Below are 12,196 nucleotides of genomic sequence, written 5' to 3' on the forward strand. Positions count from 1 at the left end.
GTTTCGAGGTATATAGTTCGGGCATGGGGGAATATATATCGAGGGACTGTGCGATGACCAAACGCCTGATCGAGATCGACGACGAGCTACTCGAGTCCGCGCAGGACGCGCTCGGGACTACCGGCGTCTCCGATACCGTGCGCGCGGCCCTGCACTCGGCAGCGGTCACCGCGGCCCGAGCCCGTCATGTCGAGTGGCTCATCAACGGGGGGCTGGCAGAGATGGCCGATAAGGATCGGCGCGACGACGTATGGCGGTGACAGCGCGATACCTGGTCGACACCAGCGCACTCGCGCGAATGCCTCGTCCGGAGGTTGCCGGTCACCTCGTGCCGCTCATCGACGCGGGAATGGTCGCCACCTGTGCCGCTATCGACGCCGAGATCCTCTACAGCGCGCGCAATCCTGTCGAATACGAACAGCTCCGATCGGATCGGCGCGCGCTGTTCGAGTATCTACCGACCAACGACGAACACTGGCAGAGCGCGTTTGCTATCCAGCGCGAATTGGCGCGGTCGGGCCGCCACCGCGCGGTCGGCATCCATGACCTGCTCGCTTCGGTGTTGGCGATAGAACACCGCCTTGTCCTGTTCCACTACGACTCCGACTTCGAAACGGTCGCATCGGTGGTGGACCTCAATCACCGCTGGGTCGCGCCTCGGGGGAGTCTCGAGACGTCGTGACCAGGTGATGTCACACTCCGGTCGCCTACTTCGTCGACTCTGTGAACCCGCAAGAAGCGATGAAGGAGTGGATCATGGTGGAGCAGAAGAAGATCGCGGTGGCGGGGGCAACCGGGCGGCTGGGTCGGCACGTGGTGGATGTGCTGGCCGAGCGTGGGTATGACGTTGTCGCCTTCTCGCGCGCCGACGGTGTCGACATCGAGACCGGTGCGGGTCTCGGCGCGGCGTTGACCGGGGTCGACATCGTTATCGACGCGTCGAGTACGCCCTCGGCCGATCAGCAGGTGGCGACCGACTTCTTCACCGCTTCCGCGCGGAACCTGCATGCGGCGGGGGAGCGGGCCGGGGTCGAGCGGCTGGTCGTGGTGTCCATCATCGGGATCGACGGTTCGCTCGCCGGGTACAACGCCGCCAAGCTCGCCCACGAGCAGGAACTTCTCAAAGGTGTGCTGCCGGTGCAGATCCTGCGTGCGGCGCAGTTCCACGAACTCGTCGAGGTGATGGTCGGGTGGGGTACGCAAGGCTCCGTCGCCTACGTTCCGGGTATGCGTACCCAGCTGGTCGCCGCTCGAACAGTAGCCGAGGCGCTGGTCGATCTCGCCACGAATCCGATTGCCGCCGAGGACATTCCGTTCCCGGAGATCGCAGGACCGCAGCCGGAGACCATGGCCGGTGCGGCCACTGTCCTGGTCGGGGCCCGCGGCGATTCGTTGCAGATCATCGAAACCTCCGACTCCGCCAACCCCGACCGCGAGCAATTCGAGAACGGCACCCTCCTGCCGTCCCCGCACGCCACCCTGGCCGGTCCGTCCTTCGCTGAGTGGGTCGCCGCCACGGTCCCCGCCGCTCGCTGACACTGCTCACCCGGGTGGCTCGCGCAAAGGCCGCTGCGCCCGCTCTCCGACGCGACCGACGTAGGGTCGAGTAGCGGCGATGGGACACAGGGTGGCCCTACATATGGGCGGCTACACGAAGGCCGGGGTCCGGCGGATCGGGGTGATCCGCCGGGCCCCGGCCTGACGGCGAGACAGCTACGCCTTCGGTTGGGTGAGGTCGTAGAGGGTTACTCCGTCGACTGTCGTCGCGGTGTAGTTGGCCGTCACCCAGGCGGTGATCGCCGAGCTGGTCGATGCGCTGTTCCCGCCGGGACCGCCGCGCCCACCACCGACGAAGTAGTGGATCTTTCCGTCGGCCACGTATTGCTGGAACTGTTCGAGGGTGGGCGACGGGTCGCTGCCGTTGAACCCGCCGACCGGCATCACCGGCAGTTCGGTGGCCAGCTGATACCCGGCGGCGCTGTTGGAACCGACGGCCGCCGCGACCCAGGTGTAGTCGGTGCCGTTCGACTCCAGCAGGGTGACGATCTGGTCGCTCGGCCGCGATCCGCCCAGCAATCCACCCGCGCCACCCATGCGCTGGTCACCGCCGTTCGTACCCTGCGCGGCACCGTTCGGCGTAGCCGCGCCATCTTGCCCCTGCGCGCCACCGTCCGGCGGCGTGCCGGTCGGCGCACCCGTGGCCGCACCGCCGGGTGCGGCACCGTCCCTGGCGGATCCATCGGCGCCGGGCCTGCCGCCGTCTCCACCGGGACGCATACCGGGTCCTCCCATTCCGTGCATCCCGCCGGAACTGGGTCCGGCGGAGGGGATCGCACCGGAATGCGCGGACGCGAGGGTGTCGACCGAGTAGGCGATCGGCCCGGCGAGGCCGATGAAGGCCGCGGCGAGCGCCACGATCACCGACTGCTTGCGAGCCGGCGGGAACACGAACGCGACGGTGGCGATGACACCGACGACAAGGATCGCCCAGCGCAACCACGGCTGGAAGGAAGCGCTGCGTGACAACAACATCCACGCGGTCGCCGTGGTGAGCGCGATGGCCACTGCGCCCGCGCACCGCACCCACCGCCGATCACGCGAACCCCAGATCTGCACGGCCCCGATCCCGACCAGCGCCGCGACGGCGGGCGCGAGGGCCACCGTGTAGTACTGGTGGAAGATCCCCGCCATGAAGCTGAACACCAGTCCGGTGACGAGAAGCCAACCGCCCCAGAGGATCAGCGCGGCCCGTCGAGCATCGGTGCGCGGCGCGCGTGCGCGCAAGGCGAGCCCGATCACGAGCGCGAGCAACGCCGCCGGAATCAGCCACGCGATCTGACCGCCCTGCGCGGGTTCGAACATCCGGGTGATCCCGGTGCTTCCCCACATCCCGTTGCCGCCGGCGGGCAGTTCCCCGCCGGGTCCGACACTGCCGGTCTCGTTGCCGTTCAACCGGCCGAGTCCGTTGTATCCGAGGGTGAGCTCGATGATCGAATTGTTCTGCGACCCACCGATCCACGGCCGCGAATCCGACGGCCACAGCTCCACCGCCGCTATCCACCAACCCGCGCCGGCCACCATCGCGGCACCGGCGGCGAACAATTGCGCGACCCGCTTTCCCAGCTTCGGGGGTCCGGCGATCAGATACATCAGGGCCAACGGTGGCACCACCAACAGCACCTGCAACTGCTTGGCCAGGAACCCGAATCCGATGAACGCGCCGGTGAGCAGCAACCATCGCCACCGTCCGTCCGCGACCGCTCGTGTCATCGCCCACGCGGCCGCGATCATCAGCAGGACGAGCAGCGCGTCGGGATTGTTGAACCGGAACATCAGCACCGCAACGGGAGTCACCGCGAGCACCGTGCCCGCGATCAACCCCGCCGCGGGTCCGAACGACCTGCGGACCGTTGCCCACAACAGTGCGACGCTCGCGACGCCGAGCAGCACCTGCGGCACCAGCATGCTCCAGCTGTTGAGCCCGAACAACCGGACCGACAGCTCCATCACCCACAGCGAAGCGGGTGGTTTGTCGACGGTGATCGAGTTGGCGGCATCGGAGGAGCCGAAGAAGAACGCCTCCCACGATTGCGAACCTGCCTGTACCGCAGCGGCATAGAAGTCGTTGGCCCAGCCGTTGGCGCTCAGATTGATGAGATAGGCGATCAGCGTGCCGAGCAGCAACACCGCCAACGCTGGGTGCTCCCAGCGCTTTCGGGTCGGCCTCGCCCGCACGGTATCGGCCGGTGGGGAGGGTGCGACGGTCGTGGTCATCGACGGACCTCCACCGTGTGCGCACGCGCCGCCGAATCCGCGCTGTCGGTGGCTACGAACACCGGCGAGACGCTCGCCCGGTCGGCGCCCGCGTGCCGGAACACCCAGCGCAGGCCGACGAAACGAGCGAGTGTCGCCACGAGATTGGCGGTGACCAGGACAGTGAGTTCCACCGCCACGGGTGCGTCGGGAGCCCAGCGATGCAGGGCGAACAGGGAACCGCTGGTGATCGCCAGCCCGAACGCGAAGATGGCCAAGCCCTGGAACTGGTGCGACATCGCGTTGCCGCGTCCGCGCACACCGAAGGTGAATGCCCGGTTGGCGGCCGTATTGCCCACCGCGGTGACCAGCAGCGATATCAGATTGGCGCCCTGACTGCCGAGCAGCGGCTGCAACAGCAGATACAGCACGATGTAGGCGAGGGTCGAGCTCACCCCGACGATCGCGAACCGCACCAGCTGCCCGACCATGCCGAGGGGTACCCCGGCGACCAGCGGTTCCCGCCCGACAGCGGCCCGCAGCTCGTCCAGCGGGAGGGCGCCGGTGGTCAGCGCCCTGGTCAAGCGCCAGATTCCGCGCAGGTCCTTGCGTGCGGTATCGACGATGTCGACCCGGCTGTCGGGATCGTCGATCCAGTCGACGGGCACCTCGTGAATCCGCAGACCCGCCCGCTCGGCCAGCACCAGCAACTCGGTATCGAAGAACCACTCGCCGTCCCGGACCAGTGGCAGCAGTTCCCGGGCGACCTCGGTGCGCACGGCTTTGAAGCCGCACTGCGCATCCGAAAAACCCGCCCGCAGAGTGGTTTTCAGTAGCAGGTTGTAGCAGCGGGAGATGATCTCACGCTTGGGTCCGCGCACCACCCGAGCCGACGCGTCGAGCCTGGTGCCGATCGCGAGATCGGAATGCCCGGACACCAGCGGCGCGATCAGCGGCAGCAGCGCGTCCAGGTCGGTCGACAGGTCGACATCCATGTACGCGACCACCGCCGCGTCCGAGGCTTCCCACGCGGCCCGTAGGGCCCGCCCGCGCCCTTTGGCGTCCAGGTGCAGCACCTCGACGCCGTCGAGTTCCGCGGCCAGCAACTCCGCCACCGCGAGGGTGGCGTCGGTGCTGGCGTTGTCGGCGATGGTGATGCGGGCCGTGAACGGGAATCCGGCGCGCAGATAGGCGTGCAACCTCCGCACGCACAGGCCGAGATCGACCTCTTCGTTGTAGACGGGTATCACTACGTCGAGCACCGGCGTGCGGCTGCTCTGCATGGCCTTCTGCTCGGCCTCGGTCTGAGTCATGACACCCAGGCTCGATGGCCGCGCTGCCACCGAGCTGGGACCAGGCTGGGAGGTTGCTGGGGATCGTGGTCAGCCGCGGCGCAGGCGCAGCACGCTGTCGGCGCGCTCGCCGGCCACACCGTCGGGGCTGGTCGAGGGGGTGTGGACCAGCTCAGCGGTCTCGACCTGCCACTCTGGCCCGAGCTCGAGCTGCTCGAGCACCTGCTCGATGGTCGGGAACACATGAGCGTGCATCTCGCTGGAGGCCCAGCTCGGCGCGGCCGCGTGCGCGCCGATCACCAGCACGCCACCGGGCGCGACGGCGGCCGCCGCGTTGCGCAGAATCCCGGCCCGCTCGTCCGGCAGTTCCACCGGGGAGTGCAGGAACTGCGCCGACACCAGGTCGAAGGTGCCTGCCGGGAAGCTCGCCTGGAGGTCGTGGCGCTCCCACACGATCGTCACGCCTACTTCGGCGGCCCGCCGCGCGCCACGCTCCATCGCGGTCGCGGAGATGTCGGCGGCGGTGACCTGCCAGCCGCCCTCCGCCAGCCAGATCGCGTCGGCGCCCTCGCCGCAGCCCAGGTCGAGGGCGGTCCCGGGGGTCAGCTCGGAGACCTCGCGCACCAGGAGGGGGTTCGGGTTACCGGTCCAGATCTGCGCACGCTCGCGGTAGAAGTCTTCCCAGAACTCTTCGGCGTTCGCCACGGTCTCGGTCATCGATGCTCCTGGTCAGTCAGGGTGAAAGGATCATTCGATAGTGCATCGGCAGCTCCGCAGGGAGCCAGAAATCTTGCTGTTTCGGCAAATGTGTTCCCGCTCTCGGTGGGGTGCGTAACCCTCGGTACGGCCCGCCCTAGTATTACTACCGTGACGCGCGGTTACCCCAAGACGGACGAGGCGCCGCGGCGTCGTGTCGACGCGCGGACCGAACGCTGGCGTGAGCATCGCGTGCAGGTGCGTATCGAATTCGTCGACGCGGCGTTCCGGGCGCTCGATCAAGTCGGGCCCGATGTGAGCATGGGCGATATCGCCAAGGAAGCCGGTGCGGCCAAGCCGAAGTTGTATCGCCACTTCGAGGACAAGACCGACCTCTACAACGCGATCGTCGACCGGGTGCGCGACATGCTCTGGGAGCGCGTGCTCACCAGCGTGAATCTCACCGACGATTCGATCAGCGAACTCGTCCATACCGCGGCCACCGAATATGTGGCGGTCGTGTCGGCGCATCCGAATGTCTTCCGGTTCATGCTGCACAGCCATTTCAGCCAGCAGGCCAAGGAAACCGAACGCGCGCTGGTCGCGGCCCGCCAATCGGCGAGGCGGGCGGCGGAATTCTTCGCGGGCCTGCTGCCGACGGAATCGATCGACGTGACCGGGATCGAATTGGTGAACTATTCGATTTTCGGCGCGGTCGCCTCGGCCACGGACTGGTGGCTCGGCGCGAACCAGCGCGAAGTATCGGCGATGCCGGTCGAGCGCTTCGTCGACTATCTGGCCGAGAGCATCTCGGCGCTGGCGCAGGCGCACGCTCGCTTCAACGGGGTCAAGATCGACCCGTCGGAACCGCTGCGCTCGGCTTTCGGTCTCGACTGAGATCTCGCGCCCGGCACGAACTCCGTTGTTCTCGCCGATCACGTCATTGGGGTCGACGGGGGTGCGATGGATTCAGTATGAACCTGGGCACCGACAAGTTCGGGACGCCACGCTAGGCCTCGACGTGGAGTCTCCAGAGTGGTGAGACGGGGCCGTGACCTGCGCCGAGATCGTAGGAGGCGGCGAGGCATCGGTAGGTCCACTCCTTGGCGAACTCCACCGCGTCGGGAACCGGGTAGCCGTTGGCGAGCGCGCTGGCGATCGCCGCGGCCAGGGTGTCGCCGCCGCCGTGATCGTTGCCGGTGGCGATGCGCGGTGCGCTGAACTCGCGGAAGGTGTCGCCGTCGTAGAGCAGGTCGGTGCTGAATTCCGAGGCGCGCAGGTGCCCGCCCTTCACGATCGCCCACTGCGCGCCCAGTGCGTGCAATGCCTCGGCGGCCTTGCGCGCGGTTGCGTCGTCGACCACCTCGATGCCGGTGATCAGACGCACCTCGTCGAGGTTGGGGGTAACGACGGTCGCCAGCGGAATCAGCGTATTGCGCACTGCCTCCAGGGCTTCGGCGTGCAGCAGCGGATCACCGTGCATGGAAGCCGCGACGGGATCGACCACCAGCGGGATGGTGCCCTCGCGCCCGATTCCGAGCTCGCGGCACACCCCGGCGACGGCCTCGATGATCGCGGTGGAGGCGAGCATGCCGGTCTTGGCTGCGCCGATGCCGATATCGCGCACGACCGCCCGTACCTGATCGGCCACGACCTGCGGCGGAATCTCGTGAAAACCGCTGACGCCCACCGTGTTCTGCACGGTCACGGCGGCCACCGCCACGCACGCGTGCACGCCGCACAGCGCCATGGTGCGCGAATCGGCCTGGATGCCCGCGCCGCCACCGGAGTCGGTGCCCGCGATGGTGAGCGCGCGAACGGGGGTCTGGCCATCGGGGGTCAGCGGCAACATCTTCACGCCCCAACCCTACGACCGCACTCGCCGTCGCGAGACCCCACCTGGGCACTGCAAATGAAAACCATTATCATTAACTCGTGACCAACACCCTGACACCCCTGCCCGTCACCGTCCTGTCCGGCTTCCTCGGCGCAGGCAAGACCACGCTGCTCAATCACATCCTCGCCAACCGCGACGGCCGCCGGGTCGCGGTGATCGTCAACGACATGAGCGAGGTCAACATCGACGCGGCGCTGGTCGCGGGCCAGGGACACCTCGACCGCACCGAGGAGAAGCTGGTCGAACTCACCAACGGCTGCATCTGCTGCACCCTGCGCGAGGACCTGATCGAGGCGGTCGCGCGTCTGGCGCGCGAGGGCCGCTTCGACCAGCTGGTGATCGAGTCCACCGGCATCTCCGAACCCATGCCGGTGGCCGCCACCTTCGACTGGGAGTTCGACGACGGGTTCCGCCTCGGCGATATCGCCCGCCTCGACACCATGGTCACCGTCGTCGACGCCTCGACCTTCCTGGCCGAACTCGTCCGCGGACAGGCGCTCACCGAACGCGACCTCGAAGCCGGCGAGGGTGATGCCCGCTCGATCGCGGATCTGCTGGTCGATCAGGTGGAGTTCGCCGACGTGCTGTTGATCAACAAGACCGACCTGGTCAGCGCGAACGCCGCAGCCACGGTGGAGGCGACCGTACGAAGGCTCAACCCGCGAGCACACGTGCTGCGAACCGAGAAGGGCGTCGTGAACCTGGACGAAGTGCTCGCCACCGGGCGCTACAACCCGGTGGTCGCGGCCGAATCCGAAGGCTGGGCAGAGGAATTGGCGGGGGGACACGCTCCCGAGACCGAGGAATACGGGATCAGCAGCTTCACCTTCCTCGCCGACCGGCCCTTCCATCCGAAACGCCTCGCCGCCGCGCTGGAGCGATTGCGGGGGATGTTGCGCAGCAAGGGATTCTGCTGGATCGCGAGCCGTCCCGAGCTGGCGGCGATCTGGTCGCAGGCGGGCCCGAACCTGACCTTCGAACCCGGCGCGTGGTGGTCGGAACTGGAAGTGCCCGCCGGGCAGGAGCTGGTGTTCATCGGGGTGCGCCTCGACGCCCCCGCCGTGCGGCGCGAACTCGACGCCGCGCTGCTCACCGACGCGGAGTTCGCGGCGGGCCCGAGCGCGTGGACCGGCTACGCCGATCCGTTCCCGGCCTGGGCCGACCTGCACGAGCATCACTGATTGGCATCTTTGGTGCGCGTATCACACTGCGCTGGTGCATGATTCGAATGGGTCGCGACCCACGCACCGATGAGGGGAGCGTGGGCCGCGGCACCTGGACGAATCAGGCGAGCCCGGCGAAGAACTCGCGGATGTCGCCGACCAGCACCGCGGGCGCCTCGTGCGCGGCATAGTGCCCGGCCGCGTCGTTCGCGCCGCCCACACCCGTGCTGGTGTCGTAGGAATTCCAGCTGACGATCTTGCTGTGGTCGCGCTCGGCGAACCGGCGGATCGACTGGAAATCGCCGGCGAACATGGCCAGCCCGGTCGGGACCGTGGTCGGCTCGGTCGGCTGCTCGGTGGCGTGTGCGTCCTCGTAGTAGAAGCGCAGCGACGAACCCGCTGTCCCGGTGAGCCAGTACAGCGCCACATTCGCGATCGCGAACTGCGCGTCGAGCGACTCACCGAACAGCTGCGCGTTCCAGCCGAGCAGGCCCACCGGGGAATCGGCGAGCGCGTAGGCCAGGGTCTGCGGCTGCTGGCTGTGCAGGGTGTTGAAGGCCATCTTGTTCTCGTGGAACCACTGGAGATGTTGCAGCGCGGCCATATCCGCCTCGGAGAGACCCTCGAACTCGGCCGGGTCGCCGGACGGGAACGAGAACAGCTGGGTGACGTGCACACCGATCACATTGTCGGGCGCGATCCGGCCGATCTCCGGGGAGACCATCGAGCCGCCGTCGTTGCCGATGGCGCCGTAGCGCTGGTAGCCCAGGCGCGCCATCAGCTCGGCCCAGGCGCGGGCGGTGCGGTAGCGGTTCCAGCCGGTGCTGCGGGTGGGACCGGAGAAACCGAAACCGGGCAGCGAGGGGATCACGAGGTGGAAGGCGGGCGTGTCGGCCGATTCCGGCTCGGTGAGTGGCGCGATCACGTCGACGTATTCGAGGATCGAACCGGGCCAGCCATGGGTGAGGATCACCGGCGTCGCATCGGCGCGTGTGGAGCGGATGTGCAGGAAGTGGATGTCCTCACCGTCGATCTCGGTGGTGAACTGCGGGTAGGCGTTGAGCTCTGATTCCAGTGCGCGCCAATCGAACTCTTCGAGCCAGTACTCGGCCAGGGCGCGGACGCGACCGGCCGGGACGCCGTAGGAATCGCCGACGCCGGGCAGTTCGTCGGGGTACAGGGCGCCGCGCAGCCGGTCGGCGAGATCGCCGAGGCGGGCCTGCGGAACGTCGATCCGGAACGGGGTGATGGCGGTCATGTCGACTCCTCCTATTGAAACGGAATGTTTCGTTCTGTTTCAAACATAGCAGAACGGAACATTCCGTTTCAAGTGGTAGGCTGGTATTCATGGCGAAGCAGACCGAAACCGCAGATCAGCCCCGCTTGCCCGGTCGCAAGGCGCAGGCCGCGCGCAACGACGGACTGATCCTCGACGCCGCCCGCGCGGTGTTCCTCGACGATCCGAACGCGCCGATCGCCGCCGTCGCCGAACGGGCGGGCGTCGGAATCAGCGCGCTCTACCGGCGCTATCCGAGCAAGGAGGTACTGCTGCGCACCCTCTGCCACGAGGGGCTACGGCGATTCAACGCGGAAGCCGATGCGGCGTTGGAGGATTCGGACGGCTGGCGCGGGTTCGTCGGATTCCTGGAACGGGTCGTCGAGGCCGACGTGCACTCGCTCACCGTGCGTCTGGCGGGCACCTTCACACCCGACGAGTCGATGCTGCCCGACGTCGTGCACTCGGGCGAGGCCGGCGAGGAGCTGGTCCGCCGCGCGCACGCCAGCGGTCGCCTTCGGCCCGATGTCGATGCCCTCGACCTCGGCCTGATCTTCGAGGCCTGCTCGGCCATCACGATGCCCGACCCGGTGCGCACCGCCGAACTGCGCCACCGCGTCCTCGCGCTGATCGTGGACGGGCTCACCACCGAGGGCGAGTTGCCGGGCCCACCCCCGGCGACCGGCGAATTCGCCTGGCGATGGGAACGCAAGCCCTGACCGCGGCGAGGGAGGCGATACGCGCCGCTCCGGAGCGCGGAACTGGCACACTTGGCGCATCACCCCGGACTGCAACGCGGAGGCGCGTAGTGAACTGGACTCTGGAAGTTGTGATCGTCCCGGTTTCCGATATCGACCGGGCCAAGGATTTCTACGCGCGTCAGCTCGGCTTCGCCGTCGACCACGACACGGTGATCTCCGACGACGTGCGCATCGTGCAACTCACCCCGCCCGGCTCGGGCTGCTCGATCGTCATCGGCAAAGGGGCCGTGCCGGAGATGCCGCCGGGCTCGCTGAAGGGCCTGCAACTCGTGGTTCCCGATATCGGGCAGGCGCACGCGGAGCTGGTGGCGCGGGGAGTCGAGGTCAGTGAGGTGCAGGAGCTCGGCAAGAATCCGCGGCCCGTCCCGCATCCGCTCGACAATGTCGGCTTCGTCTTCTTCAGCGATCCCGACGGGAACGGCTGGGCGGTGCAGCAGATCTCCAGCCGAGCCGACAATTCCTCGAGCTGATTCGAACCCTGTCGGTATACCGCTTCGGGCGGGCACCATGCTCGCATGCTGTTGGAGACGCCCACCGAAACCGGCGAGCGACGGATCCCGCTGTACCGTCGCCCGGGGTTCCTGCGTGCGCTCTCGCCGATCGCGGTGTTGGTCATCTGGCAGCTCGCCAGTGCCAGCGGCTCGATCCCGGCCAAGAAGCTGCCCGCGCCGTCCGCGGTGCTGGACGCGGGTCTGGAAATCTACCGATCCGGGCAGCTCACCGAGGCCCTGCTGGTCTCCGGCCAGCGCGCGCTGTACGGCTTCGCGCTCGGCGCGGTTCTCGCGCTGGTGCTCGGCGTGCTCGCCGGCCTGAGCAAGATCGGTGAGTACGCGGTCGACCCGCCGCTGCAGATGATCCGCACCATCCCGCTGTTCGGCCTGATCCCGCTGTTCATCATCTGGTTCGGCATCGGCGAGGAACCCAAGGTCTACCTGATCGCCCTCGGCGTGTTCTTCCCGCTGTACCTCAACACCTTCTCGGGCATCCGCCAGCTCGACCCGAAACTGCTCGAGCTCGGCAGCGCCCTGCACCTCGGACTCGCCGAGCGACTGCGCCTGCTCGTGCTGCCCGGTGCCCTGCCGCAGATCCTGGTCGGCGCGCGGCAGAGTCTCGGCATCGCCTGGCTCTCGCTCATCGTGGCCGAACAGATCAATGCCAGTGCCGGACTCGGTTTCGTCGTCAACAATGCCCGCGAATTCCTGCGTACCGACATCGTGGTGTTCGGCCTGGTGGTCTACAGCCTGCTCGGCCTGCTCACCGACTCGATCGTACGGCTGCTCGAACGCCGCGCACTGCGCTGGCGCCCGGCGGTGCACCGCTGATGTCCGCTTCTTCCGCCGGCTCGAGGACCCACCCCG

13 protein-coding genes are annotated in these 12,196 nt (G+C 67.9%); 8 read left to right on the forward strand and 5 right to left on the reverse strand.

Translation table 11 applies throughout. From position 1 onward, the window contains the following. Positions 1–53 precede the first annotated feature (53 nt). The 3 genes from ACWF99_RS21655 to ACWF99_RS21665 all read left to right on the forward strand — a co-directional run bounded on the left by ACWF99_RS21655 (position 54) and on the right by ACWF99_RS21665 (position 1,536). Positions 54–260 carry a DUF2191 domain-containing protein gene (locus ACWF99_RS21655; protein ID WP_358104280.1) on the forward strand — a complete coding sequence of 69 codons (207 nt, stop codon included), beginning with the start codon at positions 54–56 and terminating at the stop codon, positions 258–260. Next, positions 251–682 (forward strand): PIN domain-containing protein, encoded by a 432-nt coding sequence (locus ACWF99_RS21660; protein ID WP_378633721.1) that lies wholly within the window; start codon positions 251–253, stop codon positions 680–682. The genes ACWF99_RS21655 and ACWF99_RS21660 overlap by 10 nt, the downstream gene beginning before the upstream one ends. 74 nt (positions 683–756) lie before the next feature. Beyond that, complete coding sequence (locus ACWF99_RS21665; RefSeq protein WP_452537226.1) at positions 757–1,536, forward strand: SDR family oxidoreductase; 780 nt, start codon at positions 757–759, stop codon at positions 1,534–1,536. A 177-nt stretch (positions 1,537–1,713) separates the two neighbouring features. Here ACWF99_RS21665 and ACWF99_RS21670 read toward each other — a convergent pair whose 3' ends face one another. The 3 genes from ACWF99_RS21670 to ACWF99_RS21680 all read right to left on the reverse strand — a co-directional run bounded on the left by ACWF99_RS21670 (position 1,714) and on the right by ACWF99_RS21680 (position 5,762). Beyond that, positions 1,714–3,774: a glycosyltransferase family 39 protein gene (locus tag ACWF99_RS21670; RefSeq protein WP_452537227.1), complete on the reverse strand. Its 2,061-nt coding sequence runs from the start codon at positions 3,772–3,774 to the stop codon at positions 1,714–1,716. Further along, entirely contained in the window at positions 3,771–5,066 is a 1,296-nt protein-coding gene (locus ACWF99_RS21675) for a glycosyltransferase (RefSeq protein ID WP_452537228.1), read from the reverse strand. Before ACWF99_RS21675 ends, ACWF99_RS21670 begins: the two co-directional genes overlap by 4 nt. A 69-nt stretch (positions 5,067–5,135) precedes the next feature. Next, positions 5,136–5,762: a class I SAM-dependent methyltransferase gene (locus ACWF99_RS21680; protein WP_378655787.1), complete on the reverse strand. Its 627-nt coding sequence runs from the start codon at positions 5,760–5,762 to the stop codon at positions 5,136–5,138. 150 nt (positions 5,763–5,912) lie between these two features. Between ACWF99_RS21680 and ACWF99_RS21685 the strand changes: the two genes are divergently transcribed. Further along, positions 5,913–6,638 carry a TetR/AcrR family transcriptional regulator gene (locus tag ACWF99_RS21685; RefSeq protein WP_378633734.1) on the forward strand — a complete coding sequence of 242 codons (726 nt, stop codon included), beginning with the start codon at positions 5,913–5,915 and terminating at the stop codon, positions 6,636–6,638. A gap of 112 nt (positions 6,639–6,750) precedes the next feature. On the opposite strand, the gene thiD is transcribed toward ACWF99_RS21685, so the two are convergent. Next, complete coding sequence (gene thiD / locus ACWF99_RS21690; protein WP_378633736.1) at positions 6,751–7,599, reverse strand: bifunctional hydroxymethylpyrimidine kinase/phosphomethylpyrimidine kinase; 849 nt, start codon at positions 7,597–7,599, stop codon at positions 6,751–6,753. A gap of 89 nt (positions 7,600–7,688) precedes the next feature. Between thiD and ACWF99_RS21695 the strand changes: the two genes are divergently transcribed. Further along, complete coding sequence (locus tag ACWF99_RS21695) at positions 7,689–8,819, forward strand: GTP-binding protein (protein WP_452537360.1); 1,131 nt, start codon at positions 7,689–7,691, stop codon at positions 8,817–8,819. A 103-nt stretch (positions 8,820–8,922) separates the two neighbouring features. Here ACWF99_RS21695 and ACWF99_RS21700 read toward each other — a convergent pair whose 3' ends face one another. Beyond that, positions 8,923–10,059, reverse strand: coding sequence for an epoxide hydrolase family protein (locus ACWF99_RS21700; RefSeq protein WP_452537229.1), 1,137 nt, complete (start codon positions 10,057–10,059; stop codon positions 8,923–8,925). A gap of 89 nt (positions 10,060–10,148) precedes the next feature. Between ACWF99_RS21700 and ACWF99_RS21705 the strand changes: the two genes are divergently transcribed. The 3 genes from ACWF99_RS21705 to ACWF99_RS21715 all read left to right on the forward strand — a co-directional run bounded on the left by ACWF99_RS21705 (position 10,149) and on the right by ACWF99_RS21715 (position 12,160). Further along, on the forward strand, positions 10,149–10,796 hold the full coding sequence (locus ACWF99_RS21705) for a TetR/AcrR family transcriptional regulator (protein WP_378633741.1): 648 nt from the start codon (positions 10,149–10,151) through the stop codon (positions 10,794–10,796). Positions 10,797–10,885: 89 nt separating this feature from the next. Beyond that, a complete protein-coding gene (locus ACWF99_RS21710; protein ID WP_378633744.1) occupies positions 10,886–11,308 on the forward strand; it encodes a VOC family protein in 423 nt (140 codons plus the stop codon). A 45-nt stretch (positions 11,309–11,353) separates the two neighbouring features. Next, positions 11,354–12,160 carry an ABC transporter permease gene (locus ACWF99_RS21715; protein WP_452537230.1) on the forward strand — a complete coding sequence of 269 codons (807 nt, stop codon included), beginning with the start codon at positions 11,354–11,356 and terminating at the stop codon, positions 12,158–12,160. Positions 12,161–12,196: the final 36 nt, after the last annotated feature.

It is taken from the genome of Nocardia sp. NPDC055002 (assembly GCF_053608825.1).

Coding starts and splice junctions, on each gene's coding strand:
- ACWF99_RS21715 (WP_452537230.1), top strand. CDS start 11,354: ATGCTGTTGGAGACGCCCACCGAAACCGGCGAGCGACGGATCCCGCTG.
- ACWF99_RS21655 (WP_358104280.1), top strand. CDS start 54: ATGACCAAACGCCTGATCGAGATCGACGACGAGCTACTCGAGTCCGCG.
- ACWF99_RS21665 (WP_452537226.1), top strand. CDS start 757: ATGGTGGAGCAGAAGAAGATCGCGGTGGCGGGGGCAACCGGGCGGCTG.
- ACWF99_RS21680 (WP_378655787.1), bottom strand. CDS start 5,762: ATGACCGAGACCGTGGCGAACGCCGAAGAGTTCTGGGAAGACTTCTAC.
- ACWF99_RS21660 (WP_378633721.1), top strand. CDS start 251: ATGGCGGTGACAGCGCGATACCTGGTCGACACCAGCGCACTCGCGCGA.
- ACWF99_RS21675 (WP_452537228.1), bottom strand. CDS start 5,066: ATGACTCAGACCGAGGCCGAGCAGAAGGCCATGCAGAGCAGCCGCACG.
- ACWF99_RS21705 (WP_378633741.1), top strand. CDS start 10,149: ATGGCGAAGCAGACCGAAACCGCAGATCAGCCCCGCTTGCCCGGTCGC.
- ACWF99_RS21700 (WP_452537229.1), bottom strand. CDS start 10,059: ATGACCGCCATCACCCCGTTCCGGATCGACGTTCCGCAGGCCCGCCTC.
- ACWF99_RS21670 (WP_452537227.1), bottom strand. CDS start 3,774: ATGACCACGACCGTCGCACCCTCCCCACCGGCCGATACCGTGCGGGCG.